This window comes from Lysinibacter cavernae (assembly GCF_011758565.1).
Lineage (GTDB): Bacteria > Actinomycetota > Actinomycetes > Actinomycetales > Microbacteriaceae > Lysinibacter > Lysinibacter cavernae.
Genome location: NZ_JAAMOX010000002.1, coordinates 230,416 through 251,426, shown reverse-complemented (window position 1 = coordinate 251,426; position 21,011 = coordinate 230,416). Strand labels below are relative to the sequence as shown.

The 21,011-nt window shown below is 59.6% G+C and carries 18 protein-coding genes; 13 read left to right on the top strand and 5 right to left on the bottom strand.

Annotated elements, in window-relative coordinates:
- Position 1: 1 nt before the first annotated feature.
- Entirely contained in the window at positions 2 to 1,996 is a 1,995-nt protein-coding gene (locus tag FHX76_RS10645; RefSeq protein ID WP_167150672.1) for a sigma-70 family RNA polymerase sigma factor, read from the bottom strand.
- A 157-nt stretch (positions 1,997 to 2,153) separates the two neighbouring features.
- Between FHX76_RS10645 and lysS the strand changes: the two genes are divergently transcribed.
- From lysS to FHX76_RS10625, 4 genes are all read left to right on the top strand, one after another.
- Positions 2,154 to 3,668, top strand: coding sequence for a lysine--tRNA ligase (gene lysS, locus FHX76_RS10640; protein ID WP_167150671.1), 1,515 nt, complete (start codon positions 2,154 to 2,156; stop codon positions 3,666 to 3,668).
- 71 nt (positions 3,669 to 3,739) lie between these two features.
- Entirely contained in the window at positions 3,740 to 3,979 is a 240-nt protein-coding gene (locus FHX76_RS10635) for a hypothetical protein (RefSeq protein WP_167150670.1), read from the top strand.
- Position 3,980: 1 nt separating this feature from the next.
- The gene (gene cls, locus FHX76_RS10630; protein ID WP_167150669.1) at positions 3,981 to 5,465 is read left to right on the top strand and encodes a cardiolipin synthase; all 1,485 of its coding nucleotides are present in this window, start codon (positions 3,981 to 3,983) and stop codon (positions 5,463 to 5,465) included.
- A 75-nt stretch (positions 5,466 to 5,540) separates the two neighbouring features.
- Positions 5,541 to 6,053 carry a hypothetical protein gene (locus FHX76_RS10625; RefSeq protein ID WP_167150668.1) on the top strand — a complete coding sequence of 171 codons (513 nt, stop codon included), beginning with the start codon at positions 5,541 to 5,543 and terminating at the stop codon, positions 6,051 to 6,053.
- Here the strand turns inward: FHX76_RS10625 and FHX76_RS10620 are convergent.
- Positions 6,050 to 7,060 carry a pirin family protein gene (locus FHX76_RS10620; protein ID WP_167150667.1) on the bottom strand — a complete coding sequence of 337 codons (1,011 nt, stop codon included), beginning with the start codon at positions 7,058 to 7,060 and terminating at the stop codon, positions 6,050 to 6,052. The two genes, FHX76_RS10625 and FHX76_RS10620, sit on opposite strands and share 4 nt — an antisense overlap.
- 173 nt (positions 7,061 to 7,233) lie before the next feature.
- Between FHX76_RS10620 and FHX76_RS10615 the strand changes: the two genes are divergently transcribed.
- From FHX76_RS10615 to FHX76_RS10600, 4 genes are all read left to right on the top strand, one after another.
- Entirely contained in the window at positions 7,234 to 8,208 is a 975-nt protein-coding gene (locus tag FHX76_RS10615; RefSeq protein ID WP_208402650.1) for a siderophore ABC transporter substrate-binding protein, read from the top strand.
- 100 nt (positions 8,209 to 8,308) lie between these two features.
- Positions 8,309 to 9,283, top strand: coding sequence for an ABC transporter permease (locus FHX76_RS10610; RefSeq protein ID WP_167150666.1), 975 nt, complete (start codon positions 8,309 to 8,311; stop codon positions 9,281 to 9,283).
- The gene (locus tag FHX76_RS10605) at positions 9,270 to 10,280 is read left to right on the top strand and encodes an iron chelate uptake ABC transporter family permease subunit (protein WP_167150665.1); all 1,011 of its coding nucleotides are present in this window, start codon (positions 9,270 to 9,272) and stop codon (positions 10,278 to 10,280) included. Before FHX76_RS10610 ends, FHX76_RS10605 begins: the two co-directional genes overlap by 14 nt.
- Positions 10,277 to 11,035 carry an ATP-binding cassette domain-containing protein gene (locus FHX76_RS10600; RefSeq protein WP_167150664.1) on the top strand — a complete coding sequence of 253 codons (759 nt, stop codon included), beginning with the start codon at positions 10,277 to 10,279 and terminating at the stop codon, positions 11,033 to 11,035. The genes FHX76_RS10605 and FHX76_RS10600 overlap by 4 nt, the downstream gene beginning before the upstream one ends.
- Here the strand turns inward: FHX76_RS10600 and FHX76_RS10595 are convergent.
- A complete protein-coding gene (locus FHX76_RS10595; protein WP_167150663.1) occupies positions 11,032 to 11,262 on the bottom strand; it encodes a helix-turn-helix domain-containing protein in 231 nt (76 codons plus the stop codon). The genes FHX76_RS10600 and FHX76_RS10595 overlap by 4 nt on opposite strands.
- The gene (locus tag FHX76_RS10590; RefSeq protein ID WP_167150662.1) at positions 11,262 to 11,891 is read right to left on the bottom strand and encodes a hypothetical protein; all 630 of its coding nucleotides are present in this window, start codon (positions 11,889 to 11,891) and stop codon (positions 11,262 to 11,264) included. The genes FHX76_RS10595 and FHX76_RS10590 overlap by 1 nt, the downstream gene beginning before the upstream one ends.
- 511 nt (positions 11,892 to 12,402) lie before the next feature.
- On the opposite strand from FHX76_RS10590, the gene FHX76_RS10585 reads away from it, so the two are divergent.
- The 5 genes from FHX76_RS10585 to FHX76_RS10565 all read left to right on the top strand — a co-directional run bounded on the left by FHX76_RS10585 (position 12,403) and on the right by FHX76_RS10565 (position 18,610).
- Positions 12,403 to 14,931 (top strand): ATP-dependent Clp protease ATP-binding subunit, encoded by a 2,529-nt coding sequence (locus FHX76_RS10585; protein ID WP_167150661.1) that lies wholly within the window; start codon positions 12,403 to 12,405, stop codon positions 14,929 to 14,931.
- Positions 14,932 to 15,085: 154 nt separating this feature from the next.
- A complete protein-coding gene (locus FHX76_RS10580) occupies positions 15,086 to 15,610 on the top strand; it encodes an amino-acid N-acetyltransferase (RefSeq protein ID WP_167150660.1) in 525 nt (174 codons plus the stop codon).
- 59 nt (positions 15,611 to 15,669) lie between these two features.
- Positions 15,670 to 16,269 carry a hypothetical protein gene (locus tag FHX76_RS10575; protein WP_167150659.1) on the top strand — a complete coding sequence of 200 codons (600 nt, stop codon included), beginning with the start codon at positions 15,670 to 15,672 and terminating at the stop codon, positions 16,267 to 16,269.
- A 47-nt stretch (positions 16,270 to 16,316) separates the two neighbouring features.
- On the top strand, positions 16,317 to 17,363 hold the full coding sequence (locus tag FHX76_RS10570) for a hypothetical protein (RefSeq protein WP_167150483.1): 1,047 nt from the start codon (positions 16,317 to 16,319) through the stop codon (positions 17,361 to 17,363).
- Between the two features lie 68 nt (positions 17,364 to 17,431).
- On the top strand, positions 17,432 to 18,610 hold the full coding sequence (locus FHX76_RS10565) for a methyltransferase (protein ID WP_341777927.1): 1,179 nt from the start codon (positions 17,432 to 17,434) through the stop codon (positions 18,608 to 18,610).
- Here FHX76_RS10565 and FHX76_RS10560 read toward each other — a convergent pair.
- Positions 18,607 to 20,535 carry a sigma-70 family RNA polymerase sigma factor gene (locus FHX76_RS10560; RefSeq protein ID WP_167150658.1) on the bottom strand — a complete coding sequence of 643 codons (1,929 nt, stop codon included), beginning with the start codon at positions 20,533 to 20,535 and terminating at the stop codon, positions 18,607 to 18,609. The two genes, FHX76_RS10565 and FHX76_RS10560, sit on opposite strands and share 4 nt — an antisense overlap.
- Positions 20,536 to 21,011 lie beyond the last annotated feature (476 nt).

Sequence of the window (21,011 nt, the reverse complement as noted above, 5' to 3'; positions counted from 1 at the left end):
TTTACGGAGCGACCGCGTCGGTGCCCTCTGCGGAAGCCGCACCCGCGTCGACGGGCTCCGGCTGCGCGTCCTCTTGGCTTGCCTGAGGGAGTTCTGCTGATGGCTCTTGGGCAGTTGCCTGGCTGTCATCGACCGCAGCTGTTGGCTCGTCTGACGCGATTTGAGTGGTATCTGCCGGAAGCGCCGCGGATGCAGCCGCTTGAGCGATGGGTTCCGACCCAAACGTTGTCGAGGATGCGCCCTGCAGGTCGGGGTCAGTCTCTTCAAGCGGAACCGGGTTGATCGCTGGCTCGGTGATGGTTGCTTGAGTGGTCTTGGTCTTGGTCGTTGACGTTGTGTGCGTGTTTGACGGAGTAATGGTCGCAACGACTTGCGTGCCGACGGCTCCGGTTACCTCGAACTGAAACTCAAAGCTGCTCGTGTTGTGAAAGATCGAATAGACCTGGCTGCACGTCATTTGTGAAGGGTCTTGCGCTACGGAGCAGGCCCACCAGTTATCGGACGACGTCATCTGGGATGAGGTAAAGACTCCGCCGACGAGCGTCACGGTGAATGCGCCCCTCGGGTTGAACTCGAACCGCTTCGATTCTGCGCTGACAGAAAGCGTCTGTATCGTTCCTGCCTCGGCGCCGGAGAACTGGCCAACGTTCACGACTGCGGCGTCAGGGCTTACCGGCGGATCTACCGGAGGAATAATTGGTGGATCAACAGGAGGAACAACGGGCGGCGTTGTCGGCGGCGTTGTTGGAGTTGTTGGCGGCGCGACAGGGGGCACAGGTGCTTCAGGCGCCGGCTCAGCGTTTGGAACCGAGGGTGTTGGAACATACGGCACGGTTGGGATTGCCCCAGGCACTTCGGTTGTCGGGACAACCTCTGGCTCGGGGGATTTCTCTGGTGGGGCGGGGGTGGCCGAGCCGTCTGACGATGCGTCTTCATCATCAGCAGCTGAGCTGGCGATATCGGCAGGTCGTTCAGCGGCAATCGCGGAGGAGCCTGGCTGGTCGTTTCCGGAGTTGATGGCAATTGGTACCGCGATGGCTGCGGCAACACCGAGCGCGACGGCAGCGCCAGCCCCAATCAAAACGCCCTGAGAAGCCACGAGCCCGGAGAGGAATCCGCCGGTTGCGCCCGCGCCGCCGGAGGAACCGCCTGCTCCACCTGCACCTGCACCGCCCGCAACTCCGGCGCTCGCTCCTGCACCCGCAATAACCGCGGCTGATGCCCCGGTCGCTGACGCGGGCCAGAGGCTTCCTGCGACTACGCCGCCAACGAGGAGCGGTGCGATAACGGCGCGGAGTACCAACGAGGTATCGCGGATTTCGGCTTCGGCTACGCGGCAGTCTTCGCATGATTCGAGGTGCTTACGGAGCGGAAGGACGCGCGACTTGCTCAGCGTTGAGCGGACGTAGGCAGGAAGCTGATTGACATATTTGGAGCAGTCTTCAGAGACTCTCGCCGTGAGGTGAGCGCCAAGATACGCTTCCGCGAGCGCGCCGCGAGCACGGTGGAGGAGCGCGGAGCAGCTGTTGGCCGTCATGCCAAAGTGTTGGGCCGCCGCCGCTGGCTTCATGCCTTCGACGTCGACCATCCAGAGGATGTTTTGCCAGCGGTCGGGAAGCGAGTTAAACGCGTTCGTGACGATGGTTTGATTGAGAACTTCGAGCTGTGCCACGTCGGTTGTTGACGCGTCTGCCATGGTGTCTTCGAGTTCGTCGAAGGCATCGCTCGAACGGATGTCGACGACATGGTCGTTTGCGAGGTTGCGCACAATCACGTAGAGATATTGGCGAACCGTCTCGGTTGGGCCTTTGCCCTCTTGCAGGAGACGGAGGAGTCGCGCGAAGGCCTCAGAGACGAGGTCGTCGGCGCGGTTGGGGTCGCGCTCGTATTTGCGGGCCGTGAGGGTTACCGACTGGTTGTGGCGTTCGTAAATGGCGCCAAAAGCTGCAGCGTCGCCAGAACGTACGGCGCTGAGGAGCTCTGCATCAGACTGCATGTCGTCTTCCCTTAGTGACCCAAGACATATACGGCAGTAGTCTACCGGCAAATTATTCGGAAAACCGGTCTGTTTTTGCGCTCAACAGGGAATTCCCGGTATCCGTAAGGGTCGGTAGACTGTCTTGAGTCAACCAACCCAGGAGCAGTCATCCCGCATGAGCGAAAACGCCACCCCTGAAGCCGAGCTTTCGGCCGACGAGATCTTTGAACAAAAAGCCGTGCGCATGGCAAAACGCGAGCGTTTGATTGCTGAAGCGGCTGACGCTGGTGGTGGAGCCTACCCGGTAAGCGTTCCAGTCACGCACACGATTCCCCAGGTTCGCGCTGCCTACAGTCATCTGGAAACCGGTGAGGAATCGGGTGACGTTGTCGCGGTTGCCGGTCGTATTGTGTTTGCCCGCAACACTGGCAAGCTGTGTTTTGCGAGCCTGCAGGCCGGCGACGGTTCGCGCATCCAGGCCATGGTGAGCCTCGCTGAGGTTGGCGAAGAAAGCCTTCAGCGTTGGAAAGACCTTGTTGACCTTGGTGACCACGTCTTTGTGAAGGGCCAGGTCATTTCTAGCCGCCGCGGCGAGCTTTCTGTCATGGTGTCAGACTGGGCGATTGCGTCGAAGGCGCTCCTGCCGCTCCCGAACTTGCATAACGAGCTCAACGAGGAGACGCGCGTTCGTCAGCGCTATCTTGACCTCATCGTTCGCGAGCAGGCCCGAAAGACGGTTCTCGCTCGTTCAACAACCATGACGAGCCTGCGCGACACGTTTGCTGAGCACAACTTTGTCGAGGTCGAGACTCCGATGCTGCAGACGCTGCACGGCGGGGCATCGGCACGCCCATTCAAGACACACTCAAACGCTTTTGATACCGAGCTGTACCTGCGAATTGCACCAGAGCTCTTCCTGAAGCGCGCGGTTGTTGGCGGCATCGATCGAGTGTTTGAGATCAACCGCAACTTCCGCAACGAGGGTGCCGACTCAACGCACAGCCCAGAGTTCGCGATGCTCGAGGCCTACGAGGCATACGGGGATTACAACTCCATCGCAGACCTGACCCAGGAACTCATTCAGAACGCAGCAATCGCCGTGTCAGGAAGTCACGTCGTGACGTGGGCGGATGGCACCGAGTATGACCTCGGCGGCAACTGGGACCGCATCAGCATGTACGACAGCCTGTCTGATGCCGCTGGCATCAACATCACGCCGCAGACCTCGGTTGCGGATCTGCTCGCCCTTGCAGACAAGGAAGGCGTCGAAGTTGCCCTACCCAACCATGGAAAACTGGTTGAGGAACTGTGGGAGCACTTCGTGAAGGACGGCCTCACGAGGCCAACTTTTGTGATTGATTTCCCCGTTGAGACGAGCCCGTTGACGCGCGCCCACCGCAGCATCGATGGCGTCGTTGAGAAGTGGGACCTCTACATCCGCGGATTCGAGTTGGCCACCGGATACTCCGAGCTCATCGACCCCGTTGTGCAGCGCGAGCGTTTTGTTGCGCAGGCATTACAGGCTGCCGCCGGTGACGTTGAGGCGATGAGCCTCGACGAGGAGTTCCTGCGTGCTCTTGAGCACGGCATGCCGCCAAGTGGCGGAATGGGAATGGGAATGGACCGCTTGCTGATGGCGATCACGGGTCTTGGCATTCGTGAGACGATCTTGTTCCCGCTCGTAAAATAGCTCACGTATCAACCGCCTCGTCCAAGACGGGTGACCCGTCACCCGTGATCCTGAGGTAGCCTAAGAGGACTATGTCTGACACCTTGCTTGCCGCAATTTGGGCGATCACGCCCACGCTGGCCCTCGGCGTGCTCTTTTGGTTTGTGATTCGTTCAATCATTCGCTCCGATCGAAACGAACGTGCGGCCTACAACAAGATCGAGGCAGAGGAACGGGCAAAGCGCGGGCTTCCGCCACGCAGCGCAAAAGCTCCAGCTGAAGGTGACCAGCAGGTAACTCCGCCGGGTTCTTCGTCGCCCCACGCGGTCTAGTATGGACTTTTTGTTGGGAGCGGTTGGCGATTCGCCGTTCTCATTTTGGCTTGCCGTTGCCCTGTTTGTGATCGACTTTTCGGTGCGTGTGATTGCAATTATTGTGGTTCCACGCAACCGCCGCCCGACCTCTGGCATGGCATGGTTGCTCGCCATTTTCTTCATTCCCTACGTGGGAATCATCCTGTTTTTGATCATCGGAAGCCGGCGTCTTCCTCGGTCGCGCCGCCGCAAGCAAGATGAAATCAACCGTCTCATAACCGAGGCGACGACGGGATCCGACCGGCTGAGCGATCAGCGTCACGCGCCGCCGTGGCTTGCCAGCATCGCCACGCTCGGTCGCAACCTCGGTGCGCTGCCGCTCACCGGTGGCAACGGGGCAACGTTGTTCACCGAATATAAAGAGACCATCAACAGCATGGCCGACGCGGTTCGTTCCGCAGAGCGTTATGTGCACGTGCAGTTCTATATCCTCGCCTACGACCCAACCACGGAGGTCTTTTTTGAGGCGATGAAGGATGCCGTCGATCGTGGCATCCCCGTGCGGGTGCTGCTTGACCACGTTGCGTCGCTCCGGTCGCCCGGCTATAAACGCACGAGGCAGAAGCTCGAAGATATCGGCGTTGAGTATGCGCTGATGCTGCCCGTTCGGCCGTTCAGAGGCGAGTATCAACGGCCTGACCTTCGGAACCACCGCAAGATTCTTGTCGTTGATGGAACCGTTGGCTTCATGGGCTCACAAAACCTCATCGACTCCAGCTACAACAAGCGCTCAAACCGCCGACGGGGGCTGCACTGGCAAGATCTGATGGTGCGCCTCGAGGGCCCAATCGTTTCCGGCCTCAATGCGATCTTCCTCGGCGACTGGTTCAGCGAAACCGACGAGGTGCTAGTGAACTGGGTCAGCGACATCCAACACGCGGAGCATGTAAACAACCTTGACTGTCAGGCCGTTCCGAGCGGCCCGGGTTTTGCCGGCGAGAATAACCTGCAGATGTTCCTCGCGCTGCTGTATAACGCGAGCAATCGCATCAGTATCACCAGCCCGTATTTTGTGCCGGACGAGTCGATTATGTACGCGATTAAGGCAGCGACGAACCGGGGCGTTGCGGTTGAGCTCTTTGTCTCGGAGGTGGGCGACCAGGCCGTTGTTTACCACGCGCAACGTTCGTATTATGAGGACCTCCTCAAAGCAGGTGTCCGCATCTTCATGTATCGCCCGCCGTACATTCTGCACTCCAAGCATTTCTCAATTGACGATCGTGTCGCGGTTGTGGGTTCGAGCAACATGGACATGCGCTCGTTTAGCCTCAACATGGAGGTCTCCATGATGGTGCACGGGAAATCGTTTGTTGACGATCTGCGGCTTGTCGAAGACGGCTACCGGGCCAACTCCCGTGAGCTCACGCTTGAGGAGTGGCGCAAACAGCCCATCCGGTCGACGATGCTGGATAACCTGGCCCGGCTGACCTCTGCCCTTCAATAGCATCCGCTCTGCAACGATTTGGCAACATGCGCCTTTGGCGTTGAACGCGAAGGTTGGGATGGATAACGTAGGCATATGGCTACTTTCTCTTCACGACGCGTTGGAATCTCCCTTGCAGCTCTCGCCGCTGCCGTCGCGCTCGTTGCGACGGGTTGTGCTGACGTCGACGATGCAGATGTCGACGGCGCGGCAACGACGGCTCCTCCAAGCGCCGGACCGAGCGACGACAATATTCTGACCGAGCCGTTGACGGCCACGGTTGGTACACCGGCTGGGGTCGCAGAGCAGGGTGATATCGGTTCACCGTACGCCGCGTGGCTCGACGAGGGTAAGAAGATCGCGGTAGTCACATATGGCAGTTCTATCTGTCTCCCAGTTGCCAATGAGATTGAGGGCGACGACGACGAGAACGCCGTCGATATTTCGGTCGCTGCCGCTGAGAACGTCGCGTGCACGGCAGACCTGGTTCCTCGCTATTGGGAGTTTGAGACACCCTCAACGGTTACTCCTGACGAGCTCGTACGCATCACTATTGAGTACGAAGACGACGGCTTCCCCGACCAGGTGATCAAGCTGGAAGCGTTCTAGCGTTTGCGCGGCTTGAGCCGTGCGATCGGCGTGACCGGTGCCGGAAGCGCCGCACCGTCGTAACCGCTCACGACGCCAAAGCGCCCTTGGGGATCGGCGGCTGGTCCGGCATCCACGACCTCTGATTGCCACTCGTCACGCATCGCCACAATTTCGTCGTGGCTCCTGCCGATGAAGTTCCACCACATGACGATACTTTCGTCGAGCGGTTCGCCTCCGAGCAAGATAAGCCGGGCAGGGGCGTCGCCCGTGTGCAATTCGAGGTGGGTCTGGCCTGGGTTCACGATGCCGAGTGCGTAGCGATCGACCGGCTGCTGGTTCAGGGTTATCGTTCCGCTATCAACGAGGATGCCGTGCTCAAACTCTGCTGCGGTCGGGATACGAACGCTTGTGTTCGCTGGAATCCGAAGCTCAGCCCCGAGGAGCGGGCTGTACGTGGTTGCCTTGGTAAATGCGCCTGCGAGCTCGCCCATAAACACGATGACCTCTGTCGTGTCGATGCGCGTGTGTGTCGCGACGTGATGCTCAAAGTGTGGGGCGACATTCCGTGACGCGTTGGGAAGAACCGTCCAGAGCTGGACTCCGTGCAAATATGTTGTGTTGCGTGTTGACACCTCTGAGTGACTGATGCCGTGGCCTGCCGTCATAAGGTTGAGTTCACCTGGCCGCACGTACTGGTGGCTGCCTACGCTGTCCCTGTGCTCGATTTCCCCGTCAAAGAGCCAGCTCACGGTTTGCAATCCGGTGTGGGGGTGAGGTGGCACGACCATGCCCGGGCCTTCTGAGACATCGTCAGGGCCGTAGTGGTCAACAAAACACCAGGCGCCGATGGTGCTGCGCTCGCGATGAGGGAGCGTTCGCCGCACGTTCATCGCCCGAACCCCGCCGAGCGGTACGTCACGGGAGGGGATTACCGTGACTGGTGCCAACTGCGACTCCGTCGTGTTGGTGTGTACGCCGCTACACGGGGTGTCAACCTCGACCGGGTTCGCTTCAATGTTGCTCATGGTGCCCTCGCCCTCTTTGCTCCAGCCTAATCGGGCGGCGGCGGGGTTGGGGCGCATTCGAGAGTGCATCAATTCGGCAACAGGGGTTGCGAATTAGGTAAGGCTTCCCTATGTTTAACGGAGATTGTTTGATGTGCATCCGCATCAACCCCCAATTCTCAACGGAGGCATAGTTGTTACTACGAACACGCTCACTCACGGCTATCGGAACGGCGATCCTGGGGGTGACACTGTTTATTACCGGATGCTCTGGTGCAGAGACCAAAGCCGAACCCGCGGACGCATCAGCCGCAAAAACGGTTTCAATCACCACAAACGACGGAACTGTTGACGTTCCAGTGGCGCCTGAGCGAGTGGTTGCCCTCGATAACACCTCGTTTGAGACGCTTCGCGACTGGGGCATAACCCCGGTTGCGCTCCCAAAGGGGCTCCTTCCTGACGAAGGCTTTGACGATTGGATCGCTGACACAAGCATCCTCGATATTGGAACCCACCGCGAGCCAAATCTTGAACTGGTGAGCGAAGCCAAGCCAGACCTCATCCTTGGCGGCTACCGCTTCACTGATTATCAAGACGACCTTGAATCGATTGGTCTCACGGTGGACATCGCGGCGAGCGACGAATACGCCGACGGATGGGTCGAATCGCTCAAGACGCAGACCACAACGCTTGGCAAAATCTTTGATAAGAGTGATGACGCTGCCAAACTCGTGAGCGATCTCGAATCGGCCGAGGAAAAGGCCGCAACGGCCACCGGCGGAGAAACAGTCTTCCTCGCGGTTGTTTCCGGCGGCAAGATCGATAACGGAGCCGAGCGTATCGGCCGCATCCTTGAGCCGCTGAATCTCAACGATGTATTCGCTGGCGAGGCAGGCGACATCCACGGTGATTCGGGGCTTGCCCCCGAGACGATTGCCGCGGCCAATCCCGACTGGGCGATCGTGATGGATCGCGACGCGGCAGCTGGCGAAGAAGGAGCCTCGCCAGCAAAGCAGATTGTGGATGCCCAAGAAGCGCTCGCAAAGACCACCTTTGTGACGAAGGATCAGATCATTTACCTCGATCCGTTCTTCTACACTCGCGAGGGAATCCAGGCCTACACCGAAACGTACCAGCAGGTCGCTGACGCATTTTCGGCGGCGAGCTAGCCGTACTCGTTCTGTGATGTAGCGGCGGACCGCAACCCTTTCTTGGTTGACGGTCCGCCGCCGCGTCGGTGGAACAGTGCCTCTCCAGCGCTCTGACCGTATGAACCCCCGAAACAGGCGGATCCTCTTTGCCGCCACGGCAGCCGTCGTGGCGGTTCTTGTTGTGCTCTCACTCTTTGTTGGCGGCTATGACATCACGCCCACAACACTCCTGAACGATCCGGCAGCCGCCGAAATGTTCTTGATCTCAAGGGTGCCCCGCACGCTCGCGCTCATCTTCGCCGCGGTGGCAATGAGCGTCTCTGGCGTCATTATGCAGTTGCTCACGCAAAACCGTTTTGTCGAGCCGACCACGGCAGGAACAAGCCAGTGGGCAGGCCTTGGTGTCCTGACAGCCCTCATCCTGTTGCCAAGCGCGCCACCGCTGCTCAAGATGGTGGTCGCGACCGCGTTTGCGTTTGTTGGAACGCTCATTTTTGTTCTCGTGCTTCGCCGCATTTCGGCAAAGGGTTCTGCAATTGTGCCGCTTGTTGGCATCATGCTCGGCGCCGTTGTGAGCTCGGCAACCACATTTCTGGCGAGTGAAACTGACCTGCTGCAGTCGATGTCATCCTGGCGGTCTGGCGGATTTTCTGGCATCGTGCGCGGATTCTATGAGCCGTTATGGGCGGTGGCGCTCATCGCAGTGCTCGCCTTTGTGCTTGCTGACCGGTTTACGGTTGCCGGCCTCGGAAAGGACCTTGCCATCAACGTCGGTTTAAATTACAACCTCATTGTGTTCCTCGGCATCAGCATGGTTGCGCTCGCGGCAGGTGTCACAGCCGTTGTTGTTGGATTCATCCCGTTTCTTGGGCTGATCGTTCCCAACGCTGTCTCGCTGGTGCTTGGCGACAACATGCGCCGGAATCTCCCGTGGGTCGCTCTCGTCGGCAGTGGCCTTATGCTTGCCTGCGACCTCATCGGCCGTGTGGTGGTGGCGCCCATGGAGATTCCTGCGTCGGTCATCCTCGGAGCAATCGGGGCTGTCCTCTTTATCTTCCTTGTGCTGAAGCAGCGTCGCTATGTCAGTGCCTGATGCCGTTGCCGCCGGGGGCACGTCCCGGAGTATCGCGGTTGGTTGGCTGACGCCAAAGAAGCGACTCGTTCTTATGTCCGCGATTTGTGTCGTTGCCGCGCTCTGCTTTGTGTTTTTGCTGGTTCGGGGGTCGTGGGACTTTACGGTGCCGCGCCGCGCGACGATGCTTGGGGCCATGGCGGTTGCCGCATGTACGCAGGGGATCGCGACGGTTCTTTTTCACACGGTGACGCACAACCGCATCCTGACACCGTCGATCGTTGGTTTTGATTCGCTGTACGTGCTCATGCAGACGGTCACCGTTTTTCTGTTTGGCGGAACCGCGATTGCCGCGACGGAGGGCATCCCGAAGCTGCTCGCGCAGACGGCGCTCATGGTTGTATTTGCCACCGTGCTCTACGGGTGGCTGTTTTCGGGTCGCTTCGGGAGTCTGTATCTCTTGCTGCTCGTGGGCGTTGTGCTCGGGCTCTCGTTTCAATCGGTTTCGACGTTCCTGCAACGATTGCTGTCGCCAACGGAGTACGACATGCTCTCGGTGGAACTTTTTGGCAGGATCAGCGCCGTGAAACCAGACTACTTACCGCTCGCGTTTGGAATCTGCGCCGTTGTTTGCCTGGTCGTGTGGACCCGGCGTCACCAGCTTGACGTGCTCTTGCTTGGCCGCGAGCACGCGACAAACTTGGGGGTGAATCATCGACGAGAGCTCATCCTGATGCTCGTGATTGTTGCGCTGCTTATCTCGTTTTCGACGGCCCTTGTTGGCCCGATGACGTTCTATGGCTTTATCGTTGCGACCTTGACCTACCAGGTCGCCGGCGATTACCGCCACCAGTACGTGTTGCCTATGGCGTTCCTGCTCGGCTTCCTCACGCTCGTGGTTGCGCAGTTTGTGATGCAGCACGTGTTTTATGCCGGCGGACTGCTCACCGTGCTCATCGAATTTGTTGGGGGACTCCTGTTCCTCGTTGTGCTGCTCAGAAAGAAAGGCGCCGTGTGATCCAGCTCGAAGACGTTTCAAAGGACTATGACGGACACCACGTGCTTGGACCAGTTTCGGCAACCATCGCGCAGGGAGGCATTACCTCACTGATCGGGCCAAATGGTGCAGGTAAGTCAACCATGCTCACCGTCATCGGCCGGCTGCTTGAGCCAACAACGGGAACCGTGACGGTTGGCGGGCTGGATGTTCGGGCCAGCAAATCCCAAGACCTTGCGAAGGTGGTCTCCATCCTTCGGCAAGAAAACCATATGACGGCTCGGCTACGGGTCCGCGAGCTTGTCGCTTTTGGACGCTTCCCGCATTCCAAGGGTCGACTCACGGATGCGGACAAGCAGCTGGTGGACGAAGCCATTAACTTTCTGAACCTTGAACCGCTTGCGGACCGCTTCCTCGACCAGCTTTCGGGTGGGCAGCGCCAACGCGCTTATGTCGCGATGGTCCTTGCCCAAGACACAACCTATGTGCTGCTTGACGAGCCGCTCAATAACCTCGATATGAAACACTCGGTGCTCATGATGCGCCAGCTTCGGCGGGCTGCCGACGAGCTTGGCAAAACCATCGTGCTTATCATCCACGACGTGAATATGGCCGCTGCCTACTCTGATCGGATGATTGCGCTTCGAGATGGGCGGCTCATCCATAGCGGCACCCCAAACGAGATCATGACGGACGAGACGCTCACCGACGTGTTTGACACCCCGATCCGGGTGCATCAGATTGAGGGCTACCCAACTGCGGTATATGCGCGTTAGGACACGCGGCGGACCAAGAGTTCACCAACCTCGCAGTTCAGCGCTTCGCAAATTGCGGACAGCGTCGAATATCGGATAGCCCTTGCCCTGTCGTTTTTCAGCACCGAGAGATTCACAATCGAGATATCAACGATTTCGCTGAGCTGAGTGAGCGTCATGGCCCGTTCGGCGAGCAGCTCATCGAGGCGGCAGTGGATGCCCGTCTCGGCGTCATCGGCGGGCGCCACTACACAAGCCCGTCCGTGTCGCGCTGCATCCGTTCGCCAACTTCAAAGCTCAGCGCAATGACCATGACCACAAATCCGGCCACGATTGGGAGCGCAGAGATATTGAGGCTGAGCGGCCAGTATTGGTTGCTCTCGCCCACTCCGTTGAGCTGCTCGGCGACGAGCCATCCGCCGAATCCGGTGAGCGCTTGGCTGAGCAGCGAACCAATAAGCAGCGCGGCACCGAGCAGTGCGAAGCTGCGGGACGCCCCGCGGGTGAACGGCTTGCCCTTGAGGTTGCCCCAGCACAGGACGGCCACGGCGACAGCGATTGAGAGTGCGGTGAGGAGAAACGCCACCTGTCCGCCGATGAGTAGAGCTGAAGCTCCCGGTGTGAGGTCTGACACGGTCAGCTGCGCGGCGCTGAGGGTCCCCTCGTTGATGGTTGCCGATCCAAAGCTCGCTGGAGCCGGGGTTTCGGCGTTCAGACTGACGTCGTATTCGCCGGTTGTGAGTTGACGAACGATTGCGACAGTGGCCATCGCCAGCGTTGCGAATGCGCTGACGATGGCACCAACAAATACCACCCAGACGAGTGCTTTATTTGCCCGTTGTTCGGCGCGGGATGGTTGTTTGGTGCTCGCGTGCATGGTGCTCCAGGGGGTAATGAACGAATCTATGTATCGATTATCGTTAACATAACGATAATCGATAATAAGTGCAACCTGAGCTTGCGACGGCCATGACACAACCGAGGTATCCCTCCTGCCACACAGCCAAGGTGCCTTGGGGAATCGAGGGCGGGAAGTCCTCCCTATTTCTCGCAACAGTGGGGAGAAAACCCGCCCTCGATGTCGTTTGGTGGAGGATGTGGCCCACGTTGGTGCCTGGTCGAGGCGGATATGTGGGCGAGGGGCTGGTGTCTCATCTCGGTGAGTTTCATTGCCTTGGCCTCACTTCGCACGGCTGCTACTGCGGCTGCGACTGACCATGGGACGTCGCTCGCGCTATGGCTTGTGCCCGCTGTCGCATGCGCCAGCATTCGCGACGAGACTCAGTCAAGAAGCCTGCGGTATGCCTAGGGCGAACACCGGCATATTTCCGAGCTTCGGTCGTTACTCTCTATACAAGGCAACACATGCCCACCGTGAGGAGTGACCAATGTTTGAAAGATTTACCGACCGGGCGCGTCGAGTGGTCGTTTTGGCGCAAGAAGAAGCCAAGATGCTCAACCACAACTACATTGGCACCGAGCACATTTTGCTCGGTCTCATTCATGAGGGTGAGGGCGTGGCCGCCAAGGCGCTTGAGTCGCTCGGCATCTCGCTCGACGCAGTGCGCGAGCAGGTGACCGACATTATTGGCACCGGGCAGCAGCAGCCGACCGGGCACATCCCGTTCACCCCGCGCGCTAAAAAGGTGCTCGAGCTCAGCCTCCGCGAAGCGCTCCAGCTCGGCCACAACTACATCGGCACCGAGCACATCCTGCTTGGCCTCATTCGTGAGGGCGAGGGTGTAGCCGCCCAGGTGCTCGTTAAGCTCGGAGCAGACCTCAACCGCGTTCGCCAGACCGTCATCCAGCTGCTCAGCGGCTACCAGAGTGGCAAAGAAGCAGTTGCCGTTGGTGGAAACGAAAGCGCCAGCAACGACAAGGGATCGCAGGTTCTTGACCAGTTCGGCGTCAACCTCACCCACGCCGCCCGCGACGGCAAGCTCGACCCTGTTATCGGTCGTGAAAAAGAAGTAGAGCGCGTGATGCAGATCCTGTCTCGCCGCTCCAAGAACAACCCCGTCCTCATCGGTGAACCAGGCGTTGGTAAGACGGCCGTCGTTGAGGGCCTCGCCCAGGCCATCGTCAAGGGCGATGTTCCCGAGACGCTCAAAGACAAGCAGCTGTACTCGCTTGACCTCGGATCGCTCATCGCCGGAAGCCGCTACCGCGGTGATTTCGAAGAGCGCCTCAAGAAGGTCACCAAAGAGATCAAGACCCGTGGCGACATCATCGTCTTTATTGACGAGATTCACACGCTCGTTGGCGCCGGAGCCGCAGAAGGCGCGATCGATGCTGCCAGCATCCTCAAGCCGCTGCTTGCCCGTGGTGAACTGCAGACCATCGGTGCGACCACGCTCGACGAATACCGCAAGCACTTCGAGAAGGATGCCGCGCTCGAGCGCCGCTTCCAGTCGATCCAGGTCGCAGAGCCGAGCCTGCCGCACACCATCAACATCCTCAAGGGGCTGCGCGACAAGTACGAGGCATTCCACAAGGTATCCATCACCGACGGCGCAATTGTCGCGGCGGCCAACCTCGCCGACCGTTACGTGAGCGACCGCTTCCTGCCAGACAAGGCAATCGACCTGATCGACGAGGCTGGCGCCCGCCTTCGCCTCTCGATCCTCTCGTCGCCACCAGAGCTGCGCGAGTTCGACGAGAAGATCGCCGGAGTCCGCCACGCAAAGGAAACGGCGATCGAAGACCAGGACTTCGAGAAGGCAGCCTCGCTGCGCGACGAAGAGAAGAGCCTGCTCGGCGAGCGCCTGCGCCTTGAGAAGAAGTGGCGTGCCGGCGACGTGCAGACCACCGCTCAGGTCGACGAGGGTCTCATCGCAGAGGTGCTGGCTCAGGCGACGGGCATCCCCGTCTTCAAGCTCACCGAAGAGGAGTCCTCGCGACTCGTCTTTATGGAAAAGGCCCTGCACCAGCGCGTGATCGGTCAGGACGAGGCCATCTCGGCACTCGCCCGCACCATCCGCCGCCAGCGTGCCGGACTCAAAGACCCGAAGCGCCCGAGCGGTTCGTTCATCTTCGCCGGCCCAACCGGTGTCGGAAAGACCGAGCTTGCCAAGGCCCTCGCCGAGTTCCTGTTTGACGACGAAGACGCGATGATCTCGCTCGACATGTCCGAGTACGGCGAAAAGCACACGGTTTCGCGACTGTTTGGTGCCCCTCCCGGATTTGTTGGCTTTGAAGAAGGCGGACAGCTCACCGAGAAGGTACGCCGCAAGCCCTTTAGCGTTGTGCTCTTTGACGAGATCGAGAAGGCCCACCCTGACATCTTCAACTCGCTGCTGCAGATCCTCGAAGAGGGTCGCCTCACCGATGGTCAGGGCCGTGTTGTTGACTTCAAGAACACCGTCATCATCATGACGACCAACCTCGGCGCCCGCGACATCGCTGGCGGCCCCGTTGGTTTCCAGGTTGAGGGTGACACCGAGGCCGACTACAGCCAGATGAAGGGCAAGGTCAACGAGGAGCTCAAGAAGCACTTCAAGCCAGAGTTCCTCAACCGCGTTGACGACGTCATCGTGTTCCCGCAGCTCAGCCCAGTGGAGCTCCTGCAGATCGTCGATCTGTTTGTGGCCCGACTGCGCGACCGTATGCTCGACCGCGATATGTCGATCGAGGTTTCGGAGCCCGCCAAGAAGCGCCTCATCGAGGTTGGCTTCGACCCAACTCTGGGAGCGCGTCCGCTGCGTCGCGCCGTGCAGAGCGAAATCGAAGACAAGCTCAGCGAGAAGATCCTCAACGGAGAACTCAAGGCAGGAGACCACGTCAAGGTGGACTTCGTAGACCGTGCGTTTACGTTTGAGACCATTTCGCGCGAAGAGTCGACGGTTGGTTCGTCGGTTGCGTCGTCTGCTGCGGCAGCGGCATCCACCGCCCCAACCCCTGGCGAAATCGCCAGCTAGCCTCGCTGCCTAAGCTTGTGCCGCCTTTCCTTACTGGGAAAGGCGGCACAACTGCGTTAACCCCCGCTCGTGGGGCGCGCTTTTTCTCGTGGGGCGCAATTTATCGCACCCCACGAACGAGAATGCACCCCGCGAGCCCCGCTAGGCTTGAGGGATGACGGAACAGACCACGGTGACGGTGCGGCCGGCCCGCACCTCCGACATCCCGCACATTCAGAGGTTGATCGAACCTCTTGTTGACGCTCGCATCCTGCTCGGTAAAGAGAAGGTTGTGCTCTATGAGGCGGTGCAAGAGTTCCGTATTGCCGAAAACGCTCAGGGCGAGGTTCTCGGTTGTGGGGCACTCCACGTCATGTGGGAAGACCTCGGCGAAGTGCGCACGCTTGCCGTGAGCGCGGATGCGAAGGGGCACGGTGTTGGTCGTGCCCTGTTGTCCTCGCTTGAGGATGCCGCCCGTGACCTCGGACTGAGTCGACTCTTTTGCCTCACCTTCGAGGTTGACTTTTTTGAACGGAACGGTTTTGAAGCGCTCCGCGACCCCCAGAGCGGTGACATCATCGACGCCGAACAGTATTCTGAGCTTGTTCGCTCTCCAGACGAGGGAATCGCTGAGTTCCTCGAACTCGCCCGCGTCAAACAAAATACGCTTGGCAATACTCGTATGCTCAAACACTTGTAGACAGCTGAATCCCGCCGTGTCTCCGGCGTTCTGGCCCGAATTCTCGCTACCCTGTGGTCATGTCTACGATCAAGAACCCGGTCGGTCCCGAGTCTCGTCGTGTCTATGCGCGCCGCCGCCTCGTTGTGTTGCTTGGGCTTGTCGCGGTCATCGCCGTGATTGTGCTCATTATCGTGCGACCAGGGGCAGGCGACGCGAAACCAGTTGCCGCCCCGACTCCTGACGCTTCTGCCGGTGTGGAGACGCCAGCGGTTGAGCCTTGTGCCCCCGGTGCCGTTGTCGTTCTTCCCGTTGTAGACAAGACTTCCTACCAGGAAGGCGAGAATCCGCAGCTTTCGATGACCATCTCAAACTCGGGCACAACGCCGTGCACGGTGAACGCGGGCACCTCGCAGATGGTGCTGACCGTCATGAGTGGCGACGAAGTGTACTGGACCTCGACTGACTGCCAGACGGCTGCGCAGGATACCGAGGTGACGTTCGAGCCGAGCGACCCAAAGAAGACGGCGCCTATTTCCTGGGACCGCACGCGCAGCGCGCCTGATACTTGCGACCTGCCCGACCGTGAGTCGGTTCCGGCCGGCGGTGCAACCTATCGCCTCACGGTATCCCTTGGCGGGGTCGAAACGAAAACGCCGTCGCCGTTTATGCTCTTCTAAGAACCGTCGCGCGGTACGCTTGATATCCGTCCTTTGAGGAGATCATCATGACGCAGCATCAGCAGCCGCCATTCGGTCACGAGCCGAACCCCCAGTTTGCCCAGCAGCCAGCACAACCGCAGCACCAGCAGCAGACCCAACCTCCTGCCACGTCCCAGCAGCGCACGCTCACGACGTTCTTGAAGGTCAGCATTGTGCTGCTTGTGATCGTCTCGGTTGCTTCGATCGCGTTATTGTTTGTTGGCGACTTTGACGGCCGCTTCGTGCGCGTGTTCAGCACGCTCGGCCTCTTTGCCGCGTTCACGCTGTTCACCGCTCTCGACACGAGAATTGGCAAGAATAGCGAGTGGTATGCGCCGCTTGCGCTCATTGGCAACACGTACATGCTTGGCCTCTCGCTGATCATCATCTGGATCACAAAGAACGATGAGTACCTGCTCTTTGTTGGTATTCTCTGGTACTGCGTTGTGGTCATCGGGGTAACTCGCTTGGTCATCTTTGCGGCTGACTGGCTGCTGAGGCTTACCGCCGGATCGTCGTCCGTCCTCACTCGTTTTGCGTTTACGACAGGGGTGCTGTCGATCCTGTCAGGCATCATGTTTACGGCGCCGCTCGGTATCCAGGCGTTTGATGTTGAGGTCTCGGAACTCTACTGGCGCATCGCCGTTGCCGTGCTCATCCTGACCGGCCTCTTCTTTGCCATCACGATGCTGCTGCAGTGGTACTTCAACGCTGACGTCCGTGCCGAAAAGCGTGCGGCCCAGCAACAGCAGGCCGCGGCATTCAACCAGGCTCGTGCCGGGGCGCGATTCGCGTATCAGCCGATTCAGGGCCAGGGTGCGCCAATGCCGCAACCGTACGCCCCGATTCCACAGCAGCAGGGCTATCCTCAGCAGGGCATGCCTCCGCAAGGCATGCCGCAGCAGGGGATGCCTCCGCAAGGCATGCCGCAGCAGGGGATGCCTCCGCAGGGCTACGGCCAGCCGCAGCCGATGATGCCGCCCCAGGCCTTCCCCGGGCAGCCGGTTCCTCAGCCTGGCCAGCCCCAGCAGCAGCCGGGCAACGCTCAGCCAGGTCATCAGCCGCCCGCGTAAACTAACAGTAGCCATCTGCCTCGACCGCTCGCTGGCCGTTTGACGTCCATCCGTGGTCAGGAGAATCTGTGGATCTTGATACCGACTCAATTCAGTTTGAGGCAACTGCGCCCCGTGGGTTTGCCCACGAGGTCGAATACGTTGACGACGGTGAGACCGTGACGCTCACCTGGTTTGCTCAAACGAGGTTTGCAGACGGCGCTGTTCACGGTCAGCTCGCCGACGATTCGATGAGTGCGGATGCCGCTTTGCGTATCCTGCGTTCGGGCTCGGCGATCATCTGGCGAGGCGACTTCCAGAATGGGCGGCAACTGCTGAGCTCGGTGTCTCGGCGGATTCTCCGCAAGCGTCGCGCGCCCAGCAGGAATCCGGCGGAGGCATTTCGTCGTCACCGCGCAGAGCGTGCCATGCTTGCTGACCTGCTCGGCCGGGTGCTGATCCCGCTCTCAGCGGACTACGCGATTGACCTGCGACGCGCGCCGGATGTTCGCGTTGCCTGTACAGAAGCCTACGGCCCTGCCTCCGGCGAAAGTCTGGTTTCGTTGCGTGAGATTCAGGGCGTCATCGGTGCGCATGAGTGGCGGGAAAAGGGCGTGCCGGTGCCGGCGCTCGGCTCCAGCATCCACCCGCACTATGGAGTGTTCTCGCCCATCAGGGGAGAATACCTGGACCTCGTGGCATCGGCCCCACTTCCAGACGGCGCAACCGTTGGGTTTGATATTGGTACGGGGACGGGTGTGCTTGCGGCAATTCTGGCGGCTCGTGGCGTCGGCTCGGTCGTGGCAACGGATCAGGATACGAGGGCCGTTGAATGCGCCCGCGACAACCTGGAGCGGCTCGGCTATGCCAATACCGTTGAGGTCCTGCAGACGGACCTGTTTCCCGAGGGGCGCGCCGACATTATCGTGTGTAATCCGCCGTGGATCCCCGCGGTACCAGTTTCGAGCCTTGACTACGCGGTCTACGATAACGACAGCGCAATGCTTCGTCGATTTCTGCGGCTTGCGGGTGAGCACCTGACTGAGAACGGTGAAGTCTGGTTAGTGCTCTCGAATCTTGCTGAGCTGCTTCAGTTGCGACGTCCCGACGAGCTCTCTGGCATCATTTCGGCCGCTGGGCTCACCGTTGTGGGTCAGCTGCAAACCGCACCAACGCATGCTCGCGCCACTGACACAGATGACCCACTCCATGCCGCACGGTCAGCAGAAATCACCTCGCTCTGGCGGCTCGCGAGCGCAGCCAGCTAGTTCAGGTTAACCGGTCCCAACCGGGTGCCATGGCTGTTGGTGTACTGTGCCTCAACGACGAACCCAACTGCCGGGTCAATCGTCCACTGTCGCGGATAGACCGAGATAGTGTCGAGCCCGCTTGTTGGGCTGATGGTGTGCGTGAGCCCAGCGACCGCTGAGGTGACCAGCACCGTTGAGTCGGTGATCGACTCGACAATAATCTGCCCTTGGCGCTCATTGAGCATGGTTCCTGTCGCGGACGGGGCAACGAGCTCCACCGAACCCACTGTGGTCTCGAGCGAGTGGACGTGACTGAGTACGTTTTCCTGCGTGACCGATACCGCGTTTGTTCCGATGCGCGCGCCTCTGACCGCGTCAATTGACCAGGTGCCGTCTGCATCCACATAGACTCCATTAACCGCGTCGTTTACATACACACGCACAAGGTGGCCGGGTGAGCCAGTGCCGCTCAGTAGCGGGGTGAACCGTCCATTCCCGGTGTCAACGCTCGCGACCTCTGGGGCAGCGACCGGCTCTTGATTCGAAATTACGAACTCCGTCGACGTGGTTCCAGAGCGACGAGAGGTTTCGGTGGTCTGATACGCCCGTGCCGTGAACTCGCCGTTTGGCATATTGCTGAGTGGCGTTGACCAGGTGCCCTCGTCCGAAACGAGTGCACTCGACACCACAAAGCCAATTCCGAGCCCCGCAGTTACAATCGTCACCGTCGCGCCCGGCAGCGCTTCCCCTCGAATGACGGGATCTGACGAGGGGAATACCGTCGCGTCAACAAAGGAAAACGTTGGGGCCTCCAGCGGGTTTGGAATGCTGTTGGCAAGCGACCAGGAATGATTGTTCTGTGGCGAGGACGCGACCGTTCGATCTGCGTTGTCTACCCTGGCAGGTCCTGCGGGCTGCGAATCGGATGCGTTGACGCCGGCAGCGACGGATGTCTCAACTTCCGAAGAAGCGTCGTTTCGCACCGGGGCGGCATTTGATGACTCGCTTTGCGCTTGGGAAAGGGGAACAACAACTGCTGTGGCAATGGCGATCGCGCCAACGGCCGAGGCCGCAACGAGAGCGGCTTTTCCGCCAACGCTGAGGGAACCAATGGCAACTGATGAGACTTTGGCGGCGGATACTGAGGTGGGAATGGACGATTTGACCAGGGCGAGTCCAGCAGCGCCGCTGATGCCAACGGCGAGCGGTACGAGCGCCGATCGAAGCCGAACGGCAACGGTGGATGCTTCGTAGTACACCATCTGACAGGACGAACACGACGTGAGATGACGCTCGATGCGTTCGTGGTCGCGTACTCGTGCTTTGTCCCGTGCGTGTGCGCCGAGTCGCTGGATCGTCCAGGCGCACTCCGGTTCAGTCGGATGCTGGGTGAGGTGCGCCTGAATCCATGCTTGTCGAAGTGACTCGCGTGCACGATGGGAAGCAACAGTGACCGAGTTGACGGACATCCCGTTCTGTTTTGCGATTTCGGACGGTTGTAGCCCTTCAACGACGGTGAACCACAGGAGCTCTTGGTCCTTGGGTTTGAGCGCCTTGAATGCGGATGCGAGCAGCATCCGTTCGCCGACCGCAGAGCCGTCGTTTGCCGGCTGGTATTCATCGGCAATGAGCTCAAGATCGACGTCGTTGTTTTCAACGCTGTTTTTGCCCCAGCGCCTGGCCACATTGCGGATAGCCACGTAGAGGTACGACTTAAAATCCGTTTGTGGGCCGTTCCCTCGTTGGAGGCTTGCGAACACATTGGTGAACGCCTCCGAAACGACATCGTCTGGGTCGAACCCTCGCGAGAACGCTCGTGCAACGTGGATTCCTCCCGGCGCGTAGCGTCGCCAGAGCTCGCCGTAGGCATCCTTATCGCCAGCGCGACTCTGCGCGATGAGCGTTTCATCTGTTTGTGCAGCGTACTTGACCATTGAATTCATTTACCGTCGGCTATTGTGAGCGCCGACAGGCATCCCTTCACTGAGTAGAGAGGCGAGAGAATGATCGTTCTTACACGATCGAAAAGAAAAATGCGGAACCCCAATTCCGCGTTACCCCTGGAATCTAGTCAACCAGGTTGTTGATGAATGTTCCTGAGAAACCACTTGAAGTATCGTGTTAAAGCTAAGCATCTATATGTTGATAATTCACAGGTATCTTATGGATTGCGTCCGATAGTATTTAATTAATTGCCGTAAATAGGGGTATTTGGGCAAGAGCCGTCTCTGCGCGGTGGGGGAAATCACGCCGTTTCGGCCGGTCTTTGCTGACGTGTTTTGTGACCGAAAAACTCCCGCCACCATCGTGTAAGAGTCCGGCAAACTATCGCTCTCTAAGAGTGGTAGGGCTATGTGCGCGCGCTCAACGAAATGCGCGCGCTGATCATGGGGGCATGCATAGCCGCTACCCGGAGTGC